The 21,701-nt window shown below is 50.8% G+C and carries 17 protein-coding genes, 4 pseudogenes and 1 riboswitch; of the genes and pseudogenes, 5 read left to right on the top strand and 16 right to left on the bottom strand.

Going from position 1 to position 21,701, the window contains the following annotated elements:
* Positions 1 to 96: 96 nt before the first annotated feature.
* The 4 genes from CBW42_RS09065 to queA form a co-directional block, all read right to left on the bottom strand.
* A complete protein-coding gene (locus CBW42_RS09065) occupies positions 97 to 1,752 on the bottom strand; it encodes an acyl-CoA dehydratase activase (RefSeq protein WP_087020269.1) in 1,656 nt (551 codons plus the stop codon).
* The gene (locus CBW42_RS09060) at positions 1,745 to 3,016 is read right to left on the bottom strand and encodes a 2-hydroxyacyl-CoA dehydratase subunit D (protein ID WP_087020266.1); all 1,272 of its coding nucleotides are present in this window, start codon (positions 3,014 to 3,016) and stop codon (positions 1,745 to 1,747) included. Before CBW42_RS09060 ends, CBW42_RS09065 begins: the two co-directional genes overlap by 8 nt.
* 98 nt (positions 3,017 to 3,114) lie before the next feature.
* The gene (gene tgt, locus CBW42_RS09055; RefSeq protein ID WP_087020263.1) at positions 3,115 to 4,245 is read right to left on the bottom strand and encodes a tRNA guanosine(34) transglycosylase Tgt; all 1,131 of its coding nucleotides are present in this window, start codon (positions 4,243 to 4,245) and stop codon (positions 3,115 to 3,117) included.
* Positions 4,238 to 5,299: a tRNA preQ1(34) S-adenosylmethionine ribosyltransferase-isomerase QueA gene (gene queA / locus CBW42_RS09050; RefSeq protein ID WP_087020261.1), complete on the bottom strand. Its 1,062-nt coding sequence runs from the start codon at positions 5,297 to 5,299 to the stop codon at positions 4,238 to 4,240. Before queA ends, tgt begins: the two co-directional genes overlap by 8 nt.
* A gap of 210 nt (positions 5,300 to 5,509) precedes the next feature.
* A riboswitch (Lysine riboswitch) is annotated at positions 5,510 to 5,691 on the top strand.
* Positions 5,692 to 5,842: 151 nt separating this feature from the next.
* On the opposite strand from queA, the gene asd reads away from it, so the two are divergent.
* The 3 genes from asd to dapB all read left to right on the top strand — a co-directional run bounded on the left by asd (position 5,843) and on the right by dapB (position 8,687).
* Complete coding sequence (asd, locus tag CBW42_RS09045; RefSeq protein WP_087020258.1) at positions 5,843 to 6,922, top strand: aspartate-semialdehyde dehydrogenase; 1,080 nt, start codon at positions 5,843 to 5,845, stop codon at positions 6,920 to 6,922.
* A 96-nt stretch (positions 6,923 to 7,018) separates the two neighbouring features.
* Entirely contained in the window at positions 7,019 to 7,912 is an 894-nt protein-coding gene (gene dapA / locus CBW42_RS09040) for a 4-hydroxy-tetrahydrodipicolinate synthase (RefSeq protein WP_087020255.1), read from the top strand.
* A gap of 13 nt (positions 7,913 to 7,925) precedes the next feature.
* Positions 7,926 to 8,687: a 4-hydroxy-tetrahydrodipicolinate reductase gene (dapB, locus tag CBW42_RS09035; RefSeq protein WP_087020252.1), complete on the top strand. Its 762-nt coding sequence runs from the start codon at positions 7,926 to 7,928 to the stop codon at positions 8,685 to 8,687.
* A gap of 50 nt (positions 8,688 to 8,737) precedes the next feature.
* On the opposite strand, the gene CBW42_RS09030 is transcribed toward dapB, so the two are convergent.
* The 3 genes from CBW42_RS09030 to CBW42_RS09020 form a co-directional block, all read right to left on the bottom strand.
* A complete protein-coding gene (locus tag CBW42_RS09030) occupies positions 8,738 to 9,151 on the bottom strand; it encodes a helix-turn-helix domain-containing protein (RefSeq protein WP_087020250.1) in 414 nt (137 codons plus the stop codon).
* A 63-nt stretch (positions 9,152 to 9,214) separates the two neighbouring features.
* A complete protein-coding gene (locus CBW42_RS09025; protein ID WP_087020247.1) occupies positions 9,215 to 9,673 on the bottom strand; it encodes a low molecular weight protein-tyrosine-phosphatase in 459 nt (152 codons plus the stop codon).
* Positions 9,674 to 9,846: 173 nt separating this feature from the next.
* The gene (locus CBW42_RS09020) at positions 9,847 to 10,293 is read right to left on the bottom strand and encodes a hypothetical protein (protein ID WP_242969839.1); all 447 of its coding nucleotides are present in this window, start codon (positions 10,291 to 10,293) and stop codon (positions 9,847 to 9,849) included.
* 239 nt (positions 10,294 to 10,532) lie between these two features.
* Between CBW42_RS09020 and CBW42_RS09010 the strand changes: the two are divergent.
* Both CBW42_RS09010 and CBW42_RS09005 read left to right on the top strand, forming a co-directional pair.
* A pseudogene (locus tag CBW42_RS09010) lies at positions 10,533 to 11,596 on the top strand (IS3 family transposase); the annotation flags it as partial.
* Positions 11,597 to 11,701: 105 nt separating this feature from the next.
* Positions 11,702 to 12,925 (top strand): IS256 family transposase, encoded by a 1,224-nt coding sequence (locus CBW42_RS09005; RefSeq protein ID WP_087017483.1) that lies wholly within the window; start codon positions 11,702 to 11,704, stop codon positions 12,923 to 12,925.
* A 348-nt stretch (positions 12,926 to 13,273) separates the two neighbouring features.
* Here CBW42_RS09005 and CBW42_RS09000 read toward each other — a convergent pair whose 3' ends face one another.
* The 9 genes and pseudogenes from CBW42_RS09000 to CBW42_RS08965 all read right to left on the bottom strand — a co-directional run bounded on the left by CBW42_RS09000 (position 13,274) and on the right by CBW42_RS08965 (position 21,630).
* Positions 13,274 to 13,435 (bottom strand): hypothetical protein, encoded by a 162-nt coding sequence (locus tag CBW42_RS09000; protein WP_242969838.1) that lies wholly within the window; start codon positions 13,433 to 13,435, stop codon positions 13,274 to 13,276.
* A gap of 46 nt (positions 13,436 to 13,481) precedes the next feature.
* Positions 13,482 to 14,735 carry an ATP-binding protein gene (locus CBW42_RS08995; RefSeq protein ID WP_087020234.1) on the bottom strand — a complete coding sequence of 418 codons (1,254 nt, stop codon included), beginning with the start codon at positions 14,733 to 14,735 and terminating at the stop codon, positions 13,482 to 13,484.
* Positions 14,736 to 14,920: 185 nt separating this feature from the next.
* Positions 14,921 to 15,139 carry a transposon-transfer assisting family protein gene (locus tag CBW42_RS08990; protein WP_087020550.1) on the bottom strand — a complete coding sequence of 73 codons (219 nt, stop codon included), beginning with the start codon at positions 15,137 to 15,139 and terminating at the stop codon, positions 14,921 to 14,923.
* A 477-nt stretch (positions 15,140 to 15,616) separates the two neighbouring features.
* Positions 15,617 to 16,957, bottom strand: a pseudogene (locus CBW42_RS14665) (LPD16 domain-containing protein); the annotation flags it as partial.
* On the bottom strand, positions 16,957 to 17,265 hold the full coding sequence (locus CBW42_RS08980) for a hypothetical protein (protein ID WP_087020231.1): 309 nt from the start codon (positions 17,263 to 17,265) through the stop codon (positions 16,957 to 16,959). The gene CBW42_RS08980 and the pseudogene CBW42_RS14665, both read right to left, overlap by 1 nt.
* Entirely contained in the window at positions 17,262 to 17,417 is a 156-nt protein-coding gene (locus CBW42_RS15375) for a hypothetical protein (protein WP_407922963.1), read from the bottom strand. Before CBW42_RS15375 ends, CBW42_RS08980 begins: the two co-directional genes overlap by 4 nt.
* Positions 17,418 to 17,657: 240 nt before the next feature.
* Positions 17,658 to 18,671 (bottom strand): annotated as a pseudogene (locus CBW42_RS08975) (DNA topoisomerase); the annotation flags it as partial.
* Positions 18,672 to 18,795: 124 nt separating this feature from the next.
* A pseudogene (locus CBW42_RS15530) lies at positions 18,796 to 20,004 on the bottom strand (IS110 family RNA-guided transposase).
* 393 nt (positions 20,005 to 20,397) lie between these two features.
* Complete coding sequence (locus tag CBW42_RS08965) at positions 20,398 to 21,630, bottom strand: ATP-binding protein (RefSeq protein WP_087020228.1); 1,233 nt, start codon at positions 21,628 to 21,630, stop codon at positions 20,398 to 20,400.
* Positions 21,631 to 21,701: the final 71 nt, after the last annotated feature.

Raw genomic sequence — 21,701 nt, 5'->3', positions numbered from 1 at the left:
TTATATCAGACCAAGGCGATAAAATCCACTTAGGATGCGCTGAATATACAAACTGCCGGGGCTGTTATGCCCCGGCAGCTGTCACTTTTTTACAATTTATTTTACCATATCGGCTGCAAACAGTGCCGCGCCGAGCGCGCCGCACAGCTGTGCCTTATCGCTGATGACCAGTTCTGTACCCAGTCGTTCCTCCAGCGTTTTGACCAGTCCCTTGTTTTTGGATACGCCGCCGGTCATCATATATTTTTCCGCACCGCCGACGCGTTTCGCCAGTGATGCGGTCTTTGCCGCAACCGCTTTATTCAATCCGTGGACAATGTCATCTGTCGCCTTGTTCTGTGCAATCAGCGAGACAACCTCGGATTCCGCAAACACCGTACACATGCTCGAAATCGTGATATCCTCACCGTACTCCAGTCCGGTAACGCTCATCTCGTCCAGGCTCATCTCCATCGTGCGCGCCATCATTTCCAGAAAGCGCCCGGTGCCCGCCGCGCACTTGTCGTTCATGACAAAATTTGCAACCGAACCGTCCTCATTCAAGCGGATGACCTTGCTGTCCTGCCCGCCGATATCGATGACCGTGCGCACCTCCGGGTCGAGATAATGTGCACCGCGCGCATGGCAGGTAATTTCTGTAATGCTCTTATCGCCCTGCTCAATCGCCGTGCGGCCATAACCGGTCGTAACGAGCGCATCGATGTCATTGCGCTCCAGCCCTGCATGCTTCAGTGCCTCTTCGAGTGCGCGCTCCGCGCCGATGGCAGCGCCTGCACCGGTCGGCAGGATGATATCTGTGACAATCTCTCTATCTCTATTTAAAATGACAACGTCCGTACTCGTCGAGCCGCTGTCAATGCCCGCAAAATATCCTTTCCCCATGCTGATCTCCTTTCCTTCACACTGTGCCGGATCGATGCTCTCCGCAAACGCCTCCAGCCGCGTCAGCAGCTGCCCGCTGCTCTGCACCGTGTAATCCGATTCAATTTTCAGCAGCGGCACGGCAGCATGCTGCTTGAGCTCTGCATATTCAAAGCTGTAAAAATCACAGAATTTGACCGTATGATAGATGATACCGCGCAGGTTCGGGTCATGATACAGCTGTTTGCGCCCGGTGTTGTCCAGCATGCGCATGCACGGCAGCTGATGCAGCAGCTCGCCCGCATACCATTCCATCAGCGCATCAAAATCCAGTCCCTCCGGCGGCTGTTCCTCACCGACCGAACGGTTGTGCACACAGCTGTTGTTCTGTACAGGCAGTGGCATCGCCTCCTGCACCATGCTGAACAGCTCGCGCCCCATGCGCGCGCCGAGCACCGTCAGATATGGTTCATGCAGTTGATGCGGCCGCACAAACGCGGCGCGGAATTTCTCTTCGTTAAACGCCGTTCCCTTGTATGCACCATAGGCGCGCGCCAGTCCTTTGAGCTGCACCGCTGTGCGCGCACGGCTGCACGTGCCATCGCTGTGCAGAATATCGACCAGATACAGGAAATCCAGCTTGCCGCTGTCCTCCAGAATATCATACACACTGCGGATGGTATCACAGCAGTTGACGAGTACCAGTTCTTTTACCTCGCCCGCCATGACTGCCTCGATCAGCGCCTTGCCAAAGCCGCAGAGATTCGGGTGCGCAATCTGATCTGCCAGCTCAAAGCCCTGCGGCATCTGATTGAGGTTTTCACACTGCGCGCCAAACGCCGTGAGCAGCTCAACCGGTGTATATTTGCAGACATAATAGGTTTTATTCATGCTCTACCCCTCCCAGCATTTCAAGGAACGCACCGAGGCGGGTTGCAGTCTGTCCCTCTCCGCCGTGGCTGCGGTCACAGCCGTCGCCATCCAGAATCAGCAGCGGGATACCGTTTTCCTCAAATTTCTTTTTCGCCAGCTGTGCGCCGCCGAGCGTATGTTTGCAGCCCCAGTGGCAGAACCAGACTGCGCCATCCGCGCCCGCCTGTCTGGCGCATTTGATGCCATGATCGATGCGGCGCGAAACACAGCCGTTGAGCGCATGATAGACCATGCGGGATGCCATTGCTTCATACGGCTTGTCCGGGTCAAAATCTTTGGTCCATGTCTGGGAAAGCTCACAGCCGACAATCTGCGCATCGGGATTGAACCGCAGCGCATCACGCACCGCATCCGACCAATACGGAATCGTGTGCATCCAGTAAATGCGTTTTCCCTTTGCCGGAGGCGCTTTCTTCACATCACGAAGCAGCAGCTTCGTATATTTCTCCTGTTCCGATGTGCCGAGCAAAATATTGTTCGCCATACCCGCATACAGTGGGGAGACCAGATCCTCCGGGATATATTTGTCCGCACGCAGCATCTGGAAGGTCTCATGCTGCCGCAATGTACGGCGGCTGGTCTCCAGACGACGGATGAGCCGATCTTCTTTGATCGTTTTGCCTGTCTGCTGTTCCAGAAATGCGGCCAGCCCGCGCAGCTGGTCCGCAACATAGGCAACGTTTTCGCCGTTCTGCTGCATCGGCACATCTATGGCGAATGACGGCACATCAAACAGTTCCGCCAGCCTGCGGAACGTCACAAGATTCGCGTCACAAGTGAGGTTGGTGTAAACAATGCACTTTGGCCGGGGCAGCAATCCCTTTTCCGCCGCGCCGAGAAATGTCTTGTGATAGCTGCACAGCGTTTCGGACAGCCCGCTGTTCTCCGCCTGCTGGAGCATCGCACGCTCCGCCTTCGACGCCGCCAGGAAGCAGGAAAAGCTCTCGACATTATACGGGTTCAAGCCGACCTCCTGCATCAGCTCACACGGTGTAAACACGCTGACAATGACAGACTGCTCCGGCTTTTGCAGCGGCTTCAGCATGGCATCCATCATCATTTTCGCCATATATCGGTCTGCCGGAAGCAGCCGTCTGTCCGGCTTCCATTGATTTTTCAGATTCTGCGCCTCCCAGCCGGTTTTGAGCAGCCACTGTGCACGCGCCGGGCTGGTATCGCTCCAGTTTTCTATCAGTTTTCCAAAGGTTTCTACTACTTGCATACGTTGCCTCCCCTCAGAGGTGTCTGTGCGGCGCATGATGCCGCAAAAAGCGTGCAGGGAAAGCATACCGGCTCTCCACTGCACGCGGTGTTGTTTCATCAGATGCGCTGGCTCAGCCGGTCGCTCCACTGCGCGCGGAATTCGGCAAAGCGGCCCTCATCAAGCGCCTTGCGGATTTCCGCCATCAGGTTGTTGTAGAACCACAGATTGTGCATGACCGTCAGGCGCTGGCCGAGCATTTCGCCCGACTTGAGCAAATGGCGGATATATGCCCTGCTGTAGGTGCGGCAGACCGGACAGTTGCAGCGCTCATCAATCGGCTTGTCATCCAGTTGATATTTTGCATTGTTCAGATTTCGGATGCCGTCCCAGGTAAACAGGTGACCATGGCGCGCATTTCGCGTCGGCATGACGCAGTCAAAAAAGTCTACACCGCGCCAGACGGCTTCGATGATATTGGACGGTGTGCCGACACCCATCAGATAGCGCGGCTTGTCCGCCGGTGCGTGCGGCAGCACGACATCAAGAATGTGGTACATGGTCTCGGTGGACTCGCCCACGGCAAGGCCGCCGATGGCATAGCCCGGCAAGTCGAGCTGCGCGATGTCCTTCATATGCTGGATGCGCAGGTCATCATACGTGCCGCCCTGGTTGATGCCAAACAGCATCTGCTGCGGATTGACCGTAGTCGGCAGACTATTCAGGCGATCCAGTTCCGCTTTGCAGCGATACAGCCAGCGCGTCGTGCGCTCACAGGATTTTTTGACATATTCATACGGCGATGGGTTCTCACAGCACTCGTCAAATGCCATCGCGATATCAGAGCCGAGATTGGACTGGATCTGCATGCTCTCCTCCGGACCCATGAAAATCTTCCGGCCGTCTACATGCGAAGAAAAATATACGCCCTCTTCCTTGATGCGGCGCAGGGACGACAGTGAAAACACCTGAAATCCACCGCTGTCGGTCAGAATCGGGCCGTCCCAGTTCATAAACTTATGCAAACCGCCCATCGCGCGCACAATCTGGTCACCCGGACGCACATGCAGATGATAGGTGTTGGAAAGCTCAATCTGGCAGCCCAGTTCCTTCAAGTCCTGTGCGGAAACAGCACCCTTAATCGCGCCCTGTGTACCGACATTCTGAAAAACCGGCGTCTGCACCGTGCCATGGGCACAGGTAAATTCGCCGCGGCGGGCATTGCCCTCTGTACGCAGTACCTTAAACATTCGTGTCCTCCCTGTGTGCGTTTTCGGTGTAGATCAGCATGCTGTCGCCAAAGCTGAAAAAGCGGTATTCCTGTTCGACAGCGATTTGATAGGCATTCATAATCATATCACGCCCTGCAAAAGCGGAAATCAGCATCATCAGCGTGCTCTCCGGCAGATGGAAATTGGTCACAAGGCAGTCGATCGCCTTGAAGCGGTAGCCCGGATAGATAAAGATATTCGTCCAGCCGGAGCAGGCGCGCACCGAACCATCCTCTGCCGCAATGGTTTCCAGCGTGCGCGTTGCCGTCGTACCGACTGCAAAAACGCGTCCGCCGTTTTTGCGGGTGTTGTTGATGATTGCCGCGTTTTCTTCGTCCATCATATAAAACTCAGAATGCATGACATGATCCTGCACATCGTCCACCTTGACCGGACGGAACGTGCCCAGACCGACATGCAGTGTCACACAGGCGATGTTGACACCCATTGCCCTGATTTTCTCCAGCAGCTCCGGTGTAAAATGCAGACCTGCCGTCGGTGCAGCTGCAGAGCCCGGCGTCTTGCTGTAAACTGTCTGATAACGCTCCGGGTCATCCAGCTTTTCCTTGATATATGGCGGCAGCGGCATCATGCCAAGCTCCTCCAGAATTTCCAGGAAAATTCCCTCGTAATGGAAACGGATCAGGCGGTTGCCACCGTCCGGCAGGATTTCCTCGACTGTGGCAGTCAGTTTGCCGTCGCCAAAGCTCAGCTTTGCGCCCTCGCGGCATTTTTTGCCTGGGCGCGTCAGGCATTCCCATACACCGTCGCCCTTATCCGTCAGCAGCACCAGCTCAATCGGATATCCGGTATCTTCACGCACACCGAGCAGGCGCGCCGGAATCACGCGGGAATTGTTGAGCACCAGCGTGTCACCCGGACGCAGGAAGTCCGGCAGGTCATAAAAATGCCTGTGCTGAATCTCGCCGGTGTCCTTACAGAGCGCAAGCAGACGCGACTCGTCCCGGTGGTCGAGCGGTGTCTGTGCAATCAGACGTTCCGGCAGGTCATAATAAAAATCACTTGTTTTCATCGTTCACATTGTTGGCGCGAGTACAGCGCGCCTGCCTCCTTATCCCCTTGCAGCAGTAAAAATTCTGCCCGGAATGATACGGCTTCTATCATATCGCAAAGCACATACGAAATCAAGTGCGGGAAAAGCCGTCGTTTTGTGCGATTTCCCCATGGAATCGGCTTGACAAAGTTTTTTGTACCATGATAAAATAAGGAAAGCATAATTTCATAGTACGATTGAGGCGCGGTTTTCATCAGTACTGTCCGAACAGGAGGCGAATGCTCCGATGACCGGACACAAAAGGGTCTGCCGCCGAAGAGGGCGTTTCGTTCGCTGACGTCTGTCTGGACGGGTACGAGAACATCTGCCCGGCTGTCACCGGTTTGCTCCCGTGATGCGCTATCGCTACTTGTTCCCTGTGCGGCTTCGTGCAGGCACTTTGTTCCGCATCTCCGGCCGGCTTTTTCCGACCGGCTTTTTCTTGCTCAAAAAGCCGGCGCAAACTGCGTGCTGCGGACTATAATAATGACAAAACATTTGCTTTTCAGGAGGATACCCAACATGAAGAATTACAGAGTCGGCATCATTGGCGCCACCGGTATGGTAGGTCAGCGTTTTGTCACCCTGCTCGCAGACCATCCGTGGTTTACTGTCGCTGCAATCGCAGCCAGTGGCCGCAACAAGGGCAAGACCTATGCGGAAGCGGTCGAGGGTCGCTGGAAGATGACCACCCCGATGCCGGAGAACGTCAAGGACATGGTTCTGTACGACGCAGAGGCAGATGCGGAGGAGTTCGCTTCTAAGGTCGACTTCACCTTCTGCGCTGTCAATATGAAGAAGGACGTCATCCGCGCCCTCGAAGAGAAGTATGCAAAGCTGGAATGCCCGGTTATCTCCAACAACAGCGCACACCGCTTTACCCCGGATGTTCCGATGATTATCCCGGAAGTTAACGCAGACCATGCAAAGATCATCCCGGCACAGCGCGAGCGTCTGGGAACCAAGCGCGGCTTTATTGCCGTTAAGTCCAACTGCTCCATCCAGTCCTATGTTCCGGCTCTGACCGCACTCAAGGATTTCGGCATTGAGAAGGTCGCTGTCTGCACCTATCAGGCAATTTCCGGCGCCGGAAAAACCTTCGAGACCTGGCCGGAGATGGTTGACAACGTCATTCCGTACATCGGCGGCGAAGAAGAGAAATCCGAGAAGGAGCCGATGAAGGTCTGGGGCCACATCGAGGGCAATGAAATTGTTGCAGCTTCTGAACCGGTGATTTCTGCGCAGTGTCTGCGTGTCCCGGTCAGCGACGGTCACACCGCCGCTGCCTTCGTCAAGTTCAAGAACAAGCCGACCAAGGAGCAGATTCTGGAAGCATGGGCAAACTACAGCGGCCGTGCACAGGAGCTGAATCTGCCGAGCGCACCGAAGCAGTTCCTGCACTATTTTGAAGAGGATGACCGCCCGCAGGCACGTCTGGACCGCAATCTCGAGGGCGGTATGGCCGTTTCCATTGGCAGACTGCGCGACGATGTCATTTTTGATTACCGTTTTGTCAGCCTGTCACACAACACCCTGCGCGGTGCTGCAGGCGGCGCTGTTGAAATGGCAGAGCTGCTGTGTGCCGAGGGCTACATGGATTGATTGTTCCAACAACAGAACCCGTTCCCGTTTCTCTGAAACCGGGAACGGTTCCGCTGGAGAGCAGATAGACACCAATTTGATCGGAGGGAAAACTTCATGAAACAGCCTATCTTTACCGGCGCTAACGTCGCTATTATTACACCGATGACCGCTACCGGCGTCAACTATCCGGAATTTAAACGCATCATCGACGACCAGATCAACCGCGGCATTGATTCCATCACGATCTGCGGTACGACCGGCGAGGGTTCCACCCTGACTGACAAAGAGCACAAGGATACCATCCAGTTCTGTATCGACTATGTCAACGGCCGTGTTCCGGTTATCGCAGGTACCGGCTCCAATGACACGAGATATGCCGTTGAACTGGGTAAATTCGCATCCCAGGCGGGCGCTGACGGCCTGCTGACTGTCACCCCGTATTACAACAAGACCACCCAGCAGGGTCTGATTAAGCATTTTTATACGCTGGCTGATGCAACGACAACCCCGATCGTTGTCTACAACGTACCGAGCCGCACCGGCATGACCATCAAACCCGAAACCTATTTTGAGCTCTCTAAGCATCCGAATATCAACGGTGCAAAGGAAGCCTCCGGTGACTTCTCCCTGCTGGCAGAAGCCATGCGTCTCTGCGGCGATGAGCTGAACTTCTGGTCGGGCAACGACGACATGATTGTACCGCTGATGGCAATGGGCGGCAAGGGTGTTATCTCCGTCCTCGCTAACGTCGCACCGGATATCGCACATGGCATTGCACAGAAATGTCTCGACGGTCAGTATGCCGAAGCACGGGAAATGCAGATCAAATACCTTGATCTCATCAATGCGCTGTTCCTCGAGGTCAACCCGATTCCGGTCAAGATGGCAATGCGTTTCCTCGGCTGGGATGTCGGCGAACTGCGCATGCCGCTCTGTGACATGACAGATGCGCATGTGGCACAGCTCAAAGCTGCCATGACCGAAGCGGGCCTCAAGCTGGCAGAATAAGGAGCACAAACAGATGTTGAAAATTGGACTCTGCGGCTGCAATGGCCGCATGGGCAAGGTCATCACTGACATTGTCTCCAAAAAAGAAAACATGAAAATTGTTGCAGGCTTTGATGCCTACACCGAAAAACTGTCGGATTACCCGGTTTACGCTGATCCGCATGAGTTTACCGGTGCATGTGACGTTATTATCGACTTCTCGAATGCAAATTCACTCGAAATGCTGTTGGATTATTGCAAGAAGACTAAGACACCGGTTGTCATCTGCACCACCGGCCACAGCAAGGAGCAGCTTGCAGAAATGCGCGCCGCTTCTGCGGAAATTCCTGTCTTTCGTTCCGGCAACATGTCCATTGGCATCAATCTGATGATGGATCTGCTGCGCAAGGCAGCTTCTGTCCTCGGCGACGGCTACGATGTGGAAATCACGGAAAAGCATCACAATCAGAAACTGGACGCTCCGTCCGGCACGGCGCTGATGCTGGCCGATGCAGTCAACGAAGCACTGCCGTACGATGCCGAGTATGTGTATGACCGCCATGAGCGCCGCATGAAGCGCCCGGAACATGAAATCGGTATTCATACTGTCCGCGGCGGCACAATTGTCGGCGAACATGAGGTTCTGTTTGCAGGCCGTGACGAATTGATTGAAATTCGCCATGTTGCCCTGTCCCGTGAAGTCTTTGCTGTTGGCGCAGTCGATGCAGCGGCTTTTCTTGGCGCACATACTCAGCCGGGTATGTATGACATGTCGGATGTCATCGCTGCAAAGTAAACTTCTCTTATAAACAGCAATCCCTCAGACCAGCGGTCTGAGGGATTTTTTCATGCTTTTCTTTCCCGCCGGATGTATTTTCGATACAGTCCGTCATCTGTACAGTACACATACAGTGTTCCCATTCCAATTCTCGGAAATCGGGACGCCGCATCTCCTTCCGGATACAGACGATTGAGATACAGCTTATCACCTGTCAGATACGCCATAAAAGCAATATGGTGTTCCTTTGTCATGACATGCTGTACACTGACATAGTATTCGCCGTCGATCGTTTCCACGGAAATGGCATGGGTATCATCCTCCGGCTTCGCTTCCAGAGGCTCAAGCGGCGTACCCGCCCCGCGCTCCCATTTGGAAATCGTGCGGTCACTCAGATACAACAGCTCCGCCAGTTCCTTCTGCGTCATATGCTGTTCTTTTCGCAGCGCCGCAATTAATCTGCCGGTATTCTTGATATCCATTTTTCTCACCTCATATCTATCATACAGGACAGAGGCAGTCAGTGCAACAAACGCAGCGTAGAGTTACTTTCCTGTCTCAAGCCACTTCAGCAAACCGGCACAACCCTCCTGCACATCGCGCCAGGTCGCTTCAAAATCTCGTGTATACCATGGATCAGCCACATCTCCCGGTCGGTCAGTATATTCCATCAGCGCATGAATTTTATCTTCAGGATCTTCGACAAACAGGCGGTGCATATTGCGCAGATTCGCTCGATCCATGCCAATTAGCAGATCAAAGTCATTATAATCGTTTCGGCGTATGCGACGTGCCGTCTTGCCGGAACAATCGATGCCATGTGCGGCAAGGATACGCCGTGCGGGCGGATACACCGGATTGCCCAGTTCCTCCGAGCTCGTCGCAGCAGATTCAATAGAATACTCGCCAGATAACCCGGCGGTCTGTACCATATCTTTCATCACAAATTCAGCTATTGGACTGCGGCAGATATTGCCGTGGCAAACAAATAATACTTTTATCAAAATGTAATTCCTCCTAAAATGCACTGTCCTGCCCCGATTTGCTCCGATTTATCCTGACTGTTTTCTGGGTGTAGTAGCATCTGCTCTGTCACAGATTTCCCGAAACAGGGCAAAATGGAGCAAGTTACGGCAAGCTGTAGTAGTAAAATGGTAGTAAAAATCGGGCCTGTTTACTACCGTTTTTGCAACAGTGAATGAATAGCTTTAACAATAGTGAGCCCGTAATCAACAAAGAAATTCTTTTGTTCTTCAGAATAGGTTTTTCTTTCTCCTATCGCTTCATCCGAACAATGCCGAAAGCATTGCATCTTCTTTCTGTAGTCTTTTACCACAGAATCAGTGATAAATCCACAGCACACTTTTGAATAATCGGGCGTTACAAATTTCCCGTCCCGTTTTAGCATATTTTCTATTAAGTTTGCAATCTCGGCAAGTTTTTCATCCGTACTCATACTATTAAATGAAGCTTGCCGAGTAGAAATCTCAATGAATTTCTGATTTATAGAATCTCCTACCTCTATATGACAAGATTTTTGTTCAAAAGTATGCTCACTGCGCTGCACTTCGGTAATCTTGTTACCTTCGACGCGCTCTTCCCAGCTGTGAATCAGACGATCCAATCCATCATATTCATAACCAGTGATGTTGACTATTTGGTCACCATTGACTTCAATTTTCTTCGCCAGGTCACCTTCGCCATTGTAAACATATTTATACTTTGTTGTTCCATTATACTTCTCTTCAACGACTCTGTCAAAAATATCGTATACAAGCTCGACAGAATTGCCATTACTGTTGTGATATAATATAGTTGTAACACCTCGACCTAATAGGATATAATCTTAGGAGGAAACGAGGTATGTCACAAATGAGTAAACACTATGAACCAGAATTCAAGAAGAAGATAGTTCGTCTTCATCTTGAGGAGGGAAGGACCCTCAAAGGGCTTGCTGCCGAATATGGTGTATCCAAGGCAAGTATATCTATCTGGATCAAGCAGTTCCGCAAAGAATGCCAAACAAATGAAGAAGCCAAAGCTGATTATGATTACATGAAGGAGAATCTGCAATTGAAAAAGCAGTTGGCAGAACTTCAGAAGGAAAATGACTTCCTAAAAAAAGCGGCGGCGTTCTTTGCGAAGGAAATCGATTAGCGGCTTATCGATTTATTCAGCAGTATGGGCACAAATATGGTGTCCGTTGGTTGTTGAAAAGACTGAATATCTTACCAAATGCTTATTATAATTTTCTGAAAAACAGAAAATGTGATTATCATAAGCATAAGGACAAAATCAAGCGTGAAATTGTGAATATATACCACTCTCACAACGGCACAGATGGTTACAGAACCATGCATGCTTATCTCCTTCGCAGAGGATATAACATCAGTCGCATAACTGCCCATAAATACATGAATACAGAGCTTCAGTTATTCTCAATTGTAAGGAAACGCAAGCCGGACTATGAATACGGTGCACCTCATAAAGTGTTTGAGAATAAGCTCCATCAGGATTTTAAGGCAGAATCCATTAACCAGAAATGGTGCACTGATTTTACCTGTTTATTTTTAACGAATGGCAGCAAACGTTATAATTGCACGATTATTGATCTATATGACAGAAGCGTTATTGCCAGCATTACCGACAAACACATAACCGCAGAGCTTGCAAAAAGGACCCTGCAGAAAGCAATTGATTCCCAGCCGGGCTTAGATCCCAGCTGCCTGATTCTTCACTCGGATCAGGGAAGCCAGTATACCTCAAAGGAATTCACAGAATACTGCGAATCAGTTGGTATAACGCAAAGTATGAGCAAGGCTGGATATCCATACGATAATGCCCCTATGGAGCGATATTACAACACTCTCAAGAATGAATTGATAAATCATCATTACTATCATTCTGAGAAAGAATTATATACATCGAGACCCCTGAAAATTTCGTGTAAACGACAAGCTTCGGCAGTATGATTGAACTCCAATCCGTCAAGAATGGAAGCAACCACCTAAACGGAAAAGGAGACAATAATCATGCAGAGAGTACCACAGGATTTATTACGGGAATACGTGAAAAGCCAACACTTTACCAGCACAGCCGACATCATGCAAGCTATGAAAGAGATGTTCCGAGACGTCATTCAGCAGGTGATGGAAGTGGAGATGGAGGAGGAACTCGGTCATGAAAGATGCCAGCGTTCTGCCCCTACAGCAGGAGATCAACCCAGGAATTACCGCAACGGCTATTCCCGGAAGAAAGTAAAAACCCAGTTAGGCGAGATTGACATCAGGGTCCCGCGTGACCGCAACGGCAGCTTTGAGCCAAAGATTATTGGCAAGTATAGTCGGAATGCGGAGGGGATGGAGGACAAGATTCTGGCCCTATACGCCTGCGGGATGAGCCAGCGGGATATTGCAGAGCAGATCAAGAGCCTGTATGACGTGGACATTTCTCCTGAGTTGGTCACAAAGATCAGTGAGAAAATTATGCCAGAAGTTACAGCCTGGCAAAATCGCCCGCTGGAACCGGTCTACCCATTTATCTTTATGGATGCTATCCACTACAAGGTCAAGGAGGATCACCGATATGTGACCAAGGCTGCCTATGTAGTGCTGGGTATCACGATGGACGGTCAGAAGGATATCTTAGGTGTCTGGATTGGAGAGCACGAGAGCAGCAAATTTTGGCTAAATGTGTTGAATGACCTGAAAAGCAGAGGAGTTTTGGATGTTTATCTGTTCTGCACCGATGGTCTCTGTGGAATGCCCCAGGCGATTGAGGCGGTCTATCCCAAGGCAAGGCTGCAGCGCTGCATCGTGCACCAGATTCGCAGTTCTACCAAATATGTTAGCTACAAAGACATCCGTCAAGTCGTTGCCGATCTGAAGAAAATCTACACGGCAGTGACAGAAGACGAGGCCATACAACAACTGAAAAACTTTGCAGAAAAATGGTGCAGCCAATATCCTTCCTGCGTCAAGAGTTGGGAAGAGAATTGGGACGTGCTCAGCACCTTCTTCGAATATCCCATGGAGATTCGGAAGATCATATACACGACGAACATTATTGAGGGGCTGAACCGCCAGTTCCGGCAAATGACGAAGAACAAGCCGTCGTTCACCAACGACGATTCCTTGCGCCGGATGCTTTATCTGGCCTCACAGCGGATTGTGAAGCACTGGCATCCCCGGTGCCAGAACTGGGATCTGATTCTGAGCCAGTTGGAGATCATGTTCGCCGACCGCAGCGTTACCTGATTCCCAGGCTGTAGGCTTCCCGGCAGGCTCTGGCAGCATTCACGCCCTGCGGGCGCGCATATTGCAGAGCCTGCACGGGAGAACGGTAGCCAAGGGAATTCAGGCCAGCACATGCGCAGAAAACTGCACCATTCTTGACATTTGTCGAATATCGCTTACACAAAATTCTACGGAGTACCTATACATCCATCGAAGAATTTGCGTATGTCCATTATAACCATGAACGACCGCATTCTTATAATAATTACAAAACGCCTTTCGAGGCACGCTACGGGGCGTAAAACCTATGCAGTAAAAATCAGGTCAAAGTGTTACAAAAAAGCTTGACCACAACACTTTGAATTGTATTCAGTTTTCCCGTCTGATCTCGATCATCCGGCTTGGCTTTTTACCCGGCGCATTATGCCGGAGTCCGAACACCATATCCGACGTCCGTTCAAAAAAGCCAATATCTTTTTTCCAGCTCATCCCGCATTTACAATGCTGCAAGCCGATGAACTGCTGTTTCATCCTTCGTCCGCAGTTCGTGCAGACCTTATTGCTCTTTCCCATTGCTTTAGATATCCAGACTGTTTTCGTTCAGCAGGAAATCATAGACGCTCATAATCAGGACACCATTCTCATTGTAATGCGGCGCTGGAGTATCCTTGGTGATGATAATCCGCTTGAAGAAATCTCCGGTCAGCATCAGAGAACGCTGTTCCTGCTCCATCTTTGCCTGATCCGGAATCGCGTAAGCCGACTGGATATAATAGCGTTTGGAGCCTTTATTGCAGACGAAGTCAATCTCCAACTGCTTGCGGATGCTGTTTCCCTTTTCGTTGGTATCATACTGCATGATAACGCCCACATCCACATTGAAGCCGCGGATTTTCAGCTCATTGAAGATGATGTTTTCCATACTGTGCGTTTCTTCCAGCTGTCTGAAATTCAGACGGGCATTTCTCAGCCCCATATCGGTGAAGTAGTATTTCATCGGGGTATCAATGTATTTTTTGCCTTTCACATCATACCGGACGGCGCTGTCGATCAGGAAGGAATCGCAGAGATAATCAATATACTTCTTGATTGTACTGCTGCTGATTTTCTTGTTTTTGACCGACCGGAAGGTTGCAGCCAGTTTTTCAGGGTTTGTCAGCGAACCGATTGCGGAGGATAGAATGTTCAGAAGCTCTTCCAGCTCCGCCTTGTTGCGGATGTTGTGCCTTCCGACAATATCCGAAATATAGGTTTCCTCAAAGAGAGATTTCAGAAACGCGATTTTCTGATCCGGAGTAGTAAAGCTCAGTACCAGCGGCAGACCGCCGTACAGCATATACTCATTCCAGCCATCCTGCTTCGTACCAGGATAAACCGACATGAATTCCGCAAAGCTGAGTGGATACATATGCACTTCATCGCCGCGTCCTCTGAACTCGGTGATCACATCTTTGGAGAGGAAGCGGGCATTACTTCCGGTCACATACACATCCACGTTTTTCATTCGGGTCAGGCTGTTCAGGATTGCCTCAAATTCCCCAAGCAGCTGCACCTCGTCAAGCAGCACATAATACATGCCGTCGTCTTTGATCTGCTCCTTCAGGTAAGGATAGAGCACATCGGGATCACGGTACTGCTTGTTTTCATAAGCATCAAATGCAATCTCAATGATGTGGCTTTTCTCTACTCCTTCCGAAAGCAGGTAATCCTTGAAGAGATTGAACAGAAGATAAGACTTTCCGCATCTCCTCATGCCGGTTATCACTTTAATCAATCCGTTATGCTTCTTGCTGATCAGCAGATTCAGGTAACGGTCTCTTTTAATTTCCATGCAGCGCACCTCCTATTGCAGATTTTTGCGGTTTACTGCAATTATCTGCAATAGTATTATACCTCGCGCGAAGTCATTTTACAACCGGTCTACGAAAGATTTTTGCGGTTTCCCGCAAAAATCTGAAATAAAAATCAAACTGTATTCCGAAATTGGGTGCGTTTGCACCTTTTTTCGGAATAGAATCAGATATCGAAATCGGGGTAGAGCTCCAGCTGCCCGAACTCCTCATCGGTCATTGTTCCCAGTTTTGCAAGCGCCCCCTCGGTCAGTTCCAGAAGCTGCACCTCATCGCGTTCCAGGTACTTCTTCATTTCCGTGAGTTTCTGCATCAGACCGGCACGGCTGCTGCCGGCGCTGTAGATGCACATCAGATTCATCTCATCATTGGTGAACTTCGTCATATCAAATCCCTTTCTGCGCTTTTTTGTCTGCGCGGTCTTTTCGCTTCTGGACGGCGCGGGTGCGTGGAGCATTGCCAGAACGGAAGGCTTTTTACCCGGTTCAGAATCCTGCTTATCTTCCTGAATAACCTGTTTTGCGGCTTCAAACAGCGCCGATAAATCGGGCGCCTTTGGCTTGACCTCCGGCTGTTCCTTTGGACCGTTGTTGATGATGTATCTCCATAGAGAAGATACACCGGCACATCGCGTTCAAACAGCTCCATAGCACGTTCTTTTGTCAGCGGGAGCATCGCATCATCCGTATAGCCGTAAGCGTTCCGTGCCTCCACGGAAATTGCCGGGTCAGGTGGAATGTCCGTCTCCGGCTCCGGATTCCCCTGCACAGGCGGCTCGATGGCAATCGCTGCATCCTGCGCGGCCTGCAGCTCATCCAGTATCCCGATATCTCGGGGCCTTCTGCCCGATTCCATGGGAGTTGCAGATTTCAAGCACCGCGCCGGCCAGCGTGCTGATCTCCATATCCAGCTGACCGCCGTCGAGTTCCTTCATGGATGCCTTATCGTAAATCGTGTAATCCACACCAGTGTCTGTGCGCTGAACATGAAGATACCGCTCATCCACGGCATAAAGGCGCTCCATCGCCATGGCAGGTTCAGCGGCAATCAGCTCCGCCTCGCGCTCTTTCAGGATTTCCGCATAATGCCGGTCGATATCGTTGATAAGACCGTCGGCAGTCTTGCTGATCACTTCCAGACTTTCCCGTAGCTCCGGCAGAGTTTTATCCTTCGACCAAGATGCAATATAGCCGAAGCTGTTGTCGCCGGTAGCGATGCCGTAATAAGCGCACACCGCATAAGAGATACTTTCCGCCTGTACTTCTTCGGTACTGCGGGAGAGTGTCTGTACCTTCACTTCGGAGGATGCTTCCTCAACTTCCAGACGCCACTCAAATTCATTCTCATCCACATAGCGCCAGCCCTCCGACTCAGCGAACTTCTCCGCTTCTTCCTCAGTCTCAAAACCGGAACTGAATGCGCGCTTCGTTCCTCCTTCGCTGACCATAACCACATTCCAGCCCGGAGCAGGTTCATCCGCTGTCTTGCGATTGTGAAGTAGGGCATGCGCCATCTCATGTATGACCGCAGATACCGTCTGCACTTCGCTCATGCCTCTGCGGATGGCGATATCCTGATGCTCCAGGTCAAAGTAACCGTCCATGCCGCCGCCCATCACTTCCATGGAGATGGGAACCGGAGAGGAGCGGCGCAGCGCCTCCATGAACACATCGTAATTCGCCACATTGCCCGACAGGTCATGGGCCAGCTGGGGCAAAGGCTTGCCCTCGGTCTGCGAAACGTCGAACACCGTCACCGGCTTGTACATGGGAATCTGGATGGTCTTTTCCTCTGTAATAACTTTCCCGTCCGCATCCAGCATGGGAAGATGCGTATCCGGGTCGAGCGTTTCCTGCTCGATTTTCTTCTTAAAGGGAGTCGGGGCGATGATTTTTATGCCGTGTTCTCCCTTGATGACATTTCTGCCGAACTGATTTTTCCACTTATTGAAGCCCGCCACCAGCGTGGCGTCCGGCTTTTGCATGTGGATCAGCACCTGATTGTTGACGCTGTAATGGTGAAACCGGCTCATGGTCTGAAGATACTGCGCATAGGTCTCCGACTGGAACAGCTCCTTGATGCCGTCCTCAATGCTCGCTGTGATCTCCTTCAGCTTGTCCTTGCTGTTCTGTTTTTCTGCCATATACCATCCTTTCCGGGAAACAGGGCGCAGAGCCGAAGCCCTGCGCCCATCTCCCTGCATTATTCATCTGAATCGCGGCCTTTGCTTCTGTCCGGCGGGACGGTGCCGGCCTCCTTTGCACGCCTGCTGGCCGCCTCGCGCCGCGCTCTGGAAAACGGCTCTCGGACGGAAACACAGCTTTTCGGCACGATATAGCTTTTCGCACCGGCAGAGGAACGCTTCTTCTCCTCATACACTTCTTCCGGACATTTTCTGCAAAGGGCGTCCAGCTTTTTAATCAGCCTCCTGTCGTAGGTGTAGACGCTGGTGGTATCGTCTGCATCGGAAAACAGGATAATCGTTTCGCGTTCTGCGGGGCTCAGCTTCATGCGCCGGTTTTCTCCCTGTCAAACTCCAGTGCGTAGCTGGATTTCTGCCCGTCGTCCGTCAGTACGAGGTAGGCAGAATAGCTTTTGCCGGTCTTTTCGGAGTACATGCCGCTGACAAAGGTTTTTCCATCCTTCAGAAGCGCCTCCGCCATCTTTTTTGTCAGAATGATGTGCTTTGCGGACAGATAGCGGTTGTCCTTCCAGAGTCCGAAGCGGCAGTCGCGGCGCTCACAGAAAAAGCCGGTCTTGCTCTCCGTAACCGGACTGCCGCAGCGGGGACATTTTCCGACCACCGGGCGTCCGGACGGGAACAGCACCTCCGCACCGCTCACAGGTTCGTAGTCACGCACCAGCTCGGAAACCATGCGGCTGATCTGCGCCATAAACGCCTCCGGAGAGAGCTCGCCGCGCTCGATCTCCTTCAGCATGTTCTCCCATTCCGCAATTAACAGCGGAGACTGAAGCTGCTCCGGAAGCACCGTGATCAGGGAGATGCCGATATCCTGGGGAACCAGGCTGACCGCCTTTTTATTTTTCTTTCGCTCCACAAAGCCGGAGGAAACCAGTTTCTCCAGAATCCCGGCGCGGGTAGCGGGCGTGCCCAGCCCCTTGCGCTCGGCATCGTCCGGCATTTCCTTGGCTCCCGCATTTTCCATGGCGGAAAGCAGCGTATCCTCGGTTTATCGGGCAGGCGGCTTTGTTTTTCCTTCCTCCATCGAAACAGCAAAACTGTCAATGGACTGTCCTTCGGTCATCGGAGGGAGCACCTTTTCCTTCTGTTCGCCCGCCGCATAGCTTTTCCAACCGGCGTTCAGCACGGTTTTTCCTTTTGCGGTGAAAACCTGTCCGCCGCATTCGACGGTTGCCACCGTTTCCAGATAGGTGTACGGCGCACTGACCGCCATCAGAACCTGACGGGCAACCAGCTTCAGCACCTCGCGCTCTCCGGCTGTCAGAGCAGAGAGTTCGGCTTCTCCGGCAGCCATCGTAGGAATGACGGCGTGATGGTCGGAAGCCCTGCGGCTGTTGCAGACCTGTTTTGCAAACACATCTCCGACCGATACGCCGAGAATTCCGGCGGCGCAGGCCGCGACGGCCGGAACTCCGCTTTCCATATCGTCCGTCAGGAAGCGGCTGTCGGTTCGCGGATAGGTGCAGAGCTTTTTCTCATACAGGGACTGAAGATAGTCCAGCGTCTGCTGAGCGGTAAAGCCCAGGATACGGTTGGCATCTCTCTGGAGTGTCGTCAGGTCATAGAGCGCCGGGGCTTTTTCGGATTTCTCCTTCTGCTTCACACTTCGGATCACCGCCGGCGCTCCTGTGCAGGCAGATTTCAGGTTTTCCGCATCCGGCTTGTTTTTCATCTTTTCACTGACCGCCGTGAAATCACCGGCATCCAGCTTCACCGTATAAAAACCTGCTAAGAAAAGTCAAGGACAAATCTTAGCAAGACGAGAAAAATATTATTGAGAAAAAAGGTATAGCAAAGCGGGCCACCGGGAATCCGCTGACCTAATGAAGCTGGGATTATTATTCCGCTGCGTACACCTCGCTCACGCGGGCGTAATAAATATGCAGGAACTTGTTGAGGGCTGCAATCTTTGCCACTTTTTTAGGTTTACCCTTGGCTTCTTTTTTGAGCATATACAGATAAACAGCCGCGTCCTCGGTTGGTTTCACAGCCTTTAGGCATTTCATTACTTCATATCCGGTTTTACGAAGCAGTGAAGATCCTCGTTTAGAGATTTTACGCTGTGTCCCTGTAAAGCTGCCTGACTGAAACGGTGGCGAGTCAATCCCGGCAAAGGCAATTAGTGCGCTTCCGCTATGGAAACGTCGAACATCGCCAATCTCGGCAATCAGCCTTGGCGCTAAAACATCACCAACGCCATTCATAGCACGAACAGTATTGTATTCGGGTAAAGTAGTTGCAAGCTCCTGCATTTGTGCTAAAATAGTTTCCAGAGTCTTGTTCACTTCTTTTAGGACTCTCACAGCCTCCAGCGTTAACATTTTGGTCGATGCGGCGCCGGAGGGCAAAGTAGGGATACCATTGCAAGCCAAGGTGTAAATTTCTTTTGCCTTGGATTCACTTGCATGGTATCCTTTCTTTTTGGCCCAGTTACAATAACACCGAACGAACTGAGCTTCACTTTTCTTTGTAATGTTGTCAAAATGCCAGTATTCCGCTACAAAATCACTGAGTTTGTCCTTTGTTGGCTCTTCCGAACGTTTTCAGCTGAGTAAGCTCTTTATTCCGGGCATAGTCCTGTCCAACAGATTAGTCAAAGCCAGTTTACTTTCAATCCGAATCGTAATATAGTGGGCGTATTGCCGCCCCAAAATTCTAAGCTGGGCATATATTTCATCCGGCAGTATATAATCCACCAGCTTAAACCAATTGTCAATCCCGTAGTTTGCAATTCTCACGGCATCCATTTTATCGGTTTTGCCCTTGCGAATGGCCGTCGAAGCATACCGCTTCATAGACAACGGATTGACAACGCTCACAAAAAGGCCAGCTTCCTTGAAACTGGAAAGCAACGGTAGATGATAAGCTCCGGTGGCTTCCATTACGATCTGAACCTCTCCGTCAACAGCCTTGATTCGGGATATGAGCTCTTTGATCTCCGGCTCACTGTGCTGTACTTCATATGGTGAAGCAATTACTTCTCCGTATGGTCGGAGAATACAGACGGTACTTTTGACCTTCGATACATCAATGCCAACGCTTGTCATGTTAAACCCTCCTGATTGAAATCTGTAATTGTAATCCCATCTGCACTTATTGCTATTCAGTTTGGTTCGTTACGCGAAAGCCCATTCCGGTTTCAACCTGCTTAATCGAATGTTTACAATAAGGGATGGCTGGCAGTTTTTATGTCGGAGGCTTCGCTCCAAAAAGCACCACGCCAGACCAATTACTCCCTTATTGTAAAAGAATAAGCGCAAATGTGAAACACCCGTCGGTGCCTTACACTTACGCTTTTATAGTACCAAATGCACCTGCCTATCAGACAGATGCTTTGAAGAGTTTGAATGTAGCTATTTTCAAGTCCGAAAGTGTTTTGATTTTAGGAGTTTCCGACTTGAAATGCAGAAACTTTTGATTCCGCATCGAAAATGCAATGCTTATTCGGTGAGCAGCCAATCTATGAGATTTTCGGACTTGATGCCATCATAGGAATTGATAAAGCTGCGGTCCATAGACAGCACGATTTTTTCATAGTTGTCTGGAATCAGGCGCAGTGGGCGAAGTTCCCGTTCACGGGTCTCCGGTGACTGCATACTCTCCGTCACTTGGATATATACCTTATCATTTGGCTTTTCCGCAACGAAGTCAACCTCTGTTTCTCCAACTTTTCCGATATACATCCGATAGTCACGGCGGAGAAGTTCCAGAAATACGATGTTCTCAATAATATGCCCGCGGTCAACATCTCGATAGCCTAACAGCATATTGCGAAAGCCCATATCAATGATATAGTTCTTGCCCAGCGTTTTCAAAAGCTGCTTGCCTTTTACATCGTACCGACCAACAGAGAAGAATACAAATGCATTGCACAGCATGGAAATATATTTGTCCACCGTTTTCCCTGCGATGTTTTTCTGCTTTCCGGTATGAATATCTCCCTCGTTGGAGAGCACATTTCCGATGCTGTTTGGGGAAGTGATACTGCCGATGTTGGAGCACAGAAACAGCATGATTTTCTGAAGCATTGCCTGGTCTGCTCCACTGTTGCGCTGCAAAATATCCCGCAGTACTACAGTGGAATAGATACCCTCCAACGCCTGGTTGCTTCTGGCTTCGTTGAACTTATATTCTCGCAAAATAGGCATCCCGCCGAATTGGAGATACTTCTGGAATTTTTCATCCATAGTTACATCGGCTGCAAATTCATAAAAGTCCAGAAACTCCTTAAACGACAGCGGCAGCATCCGTATCTCTACATATCTGCCGGAGAGCAGCGTAGAAAATTCCGTGGACAACAGGTAAGCATTGGAGCCCGTGATATAGATGTCTACATCAAAATCCAAACGGAACGACTCGATTGCTTTTTCCCAGTGCTCCACTGCCTGCAGTTCATCAAAGATAAGGTAGGTCTTTCCTTCCTCAGCAATCTGCTTGCTGACATAATCATAAAACGAAAGATAATCGGTCAAGTCACGATAGCGCAAAGACTCCAGGTTCATATGGATAATATGAGAATCCGGCACACCTTGCTCCAACAGATACTGATGGAACAAATCCAGTAAGGACGATTTTCCGCAGCGTCGGATGCCGGTGACGATTTTCACCAAATCCACATCCTTGTTTTGAATCAGCTGATTCAGATATTGGGGTCGATTAATCAATTCGGTCATAACGCACCTCCTGAATTTCTTGATTCTATTATATCCAAAATCTCGAGAAAGTAAATAGTTTCTGAAGTGTA

The organism is Butyricicoccus porcorum, assembly GCF_002157465.1.
Classification (GTDB): domain Bacteria; phylum Bacillota; class Clostridia; order Oscillospirales; family Butyricicoccaceae; genus Butyricicoccus_A; species Butyricicoccus_A porcorum.
This window is presented reverse-complemented; position numbering and strand designations above follow the sequence as displayed.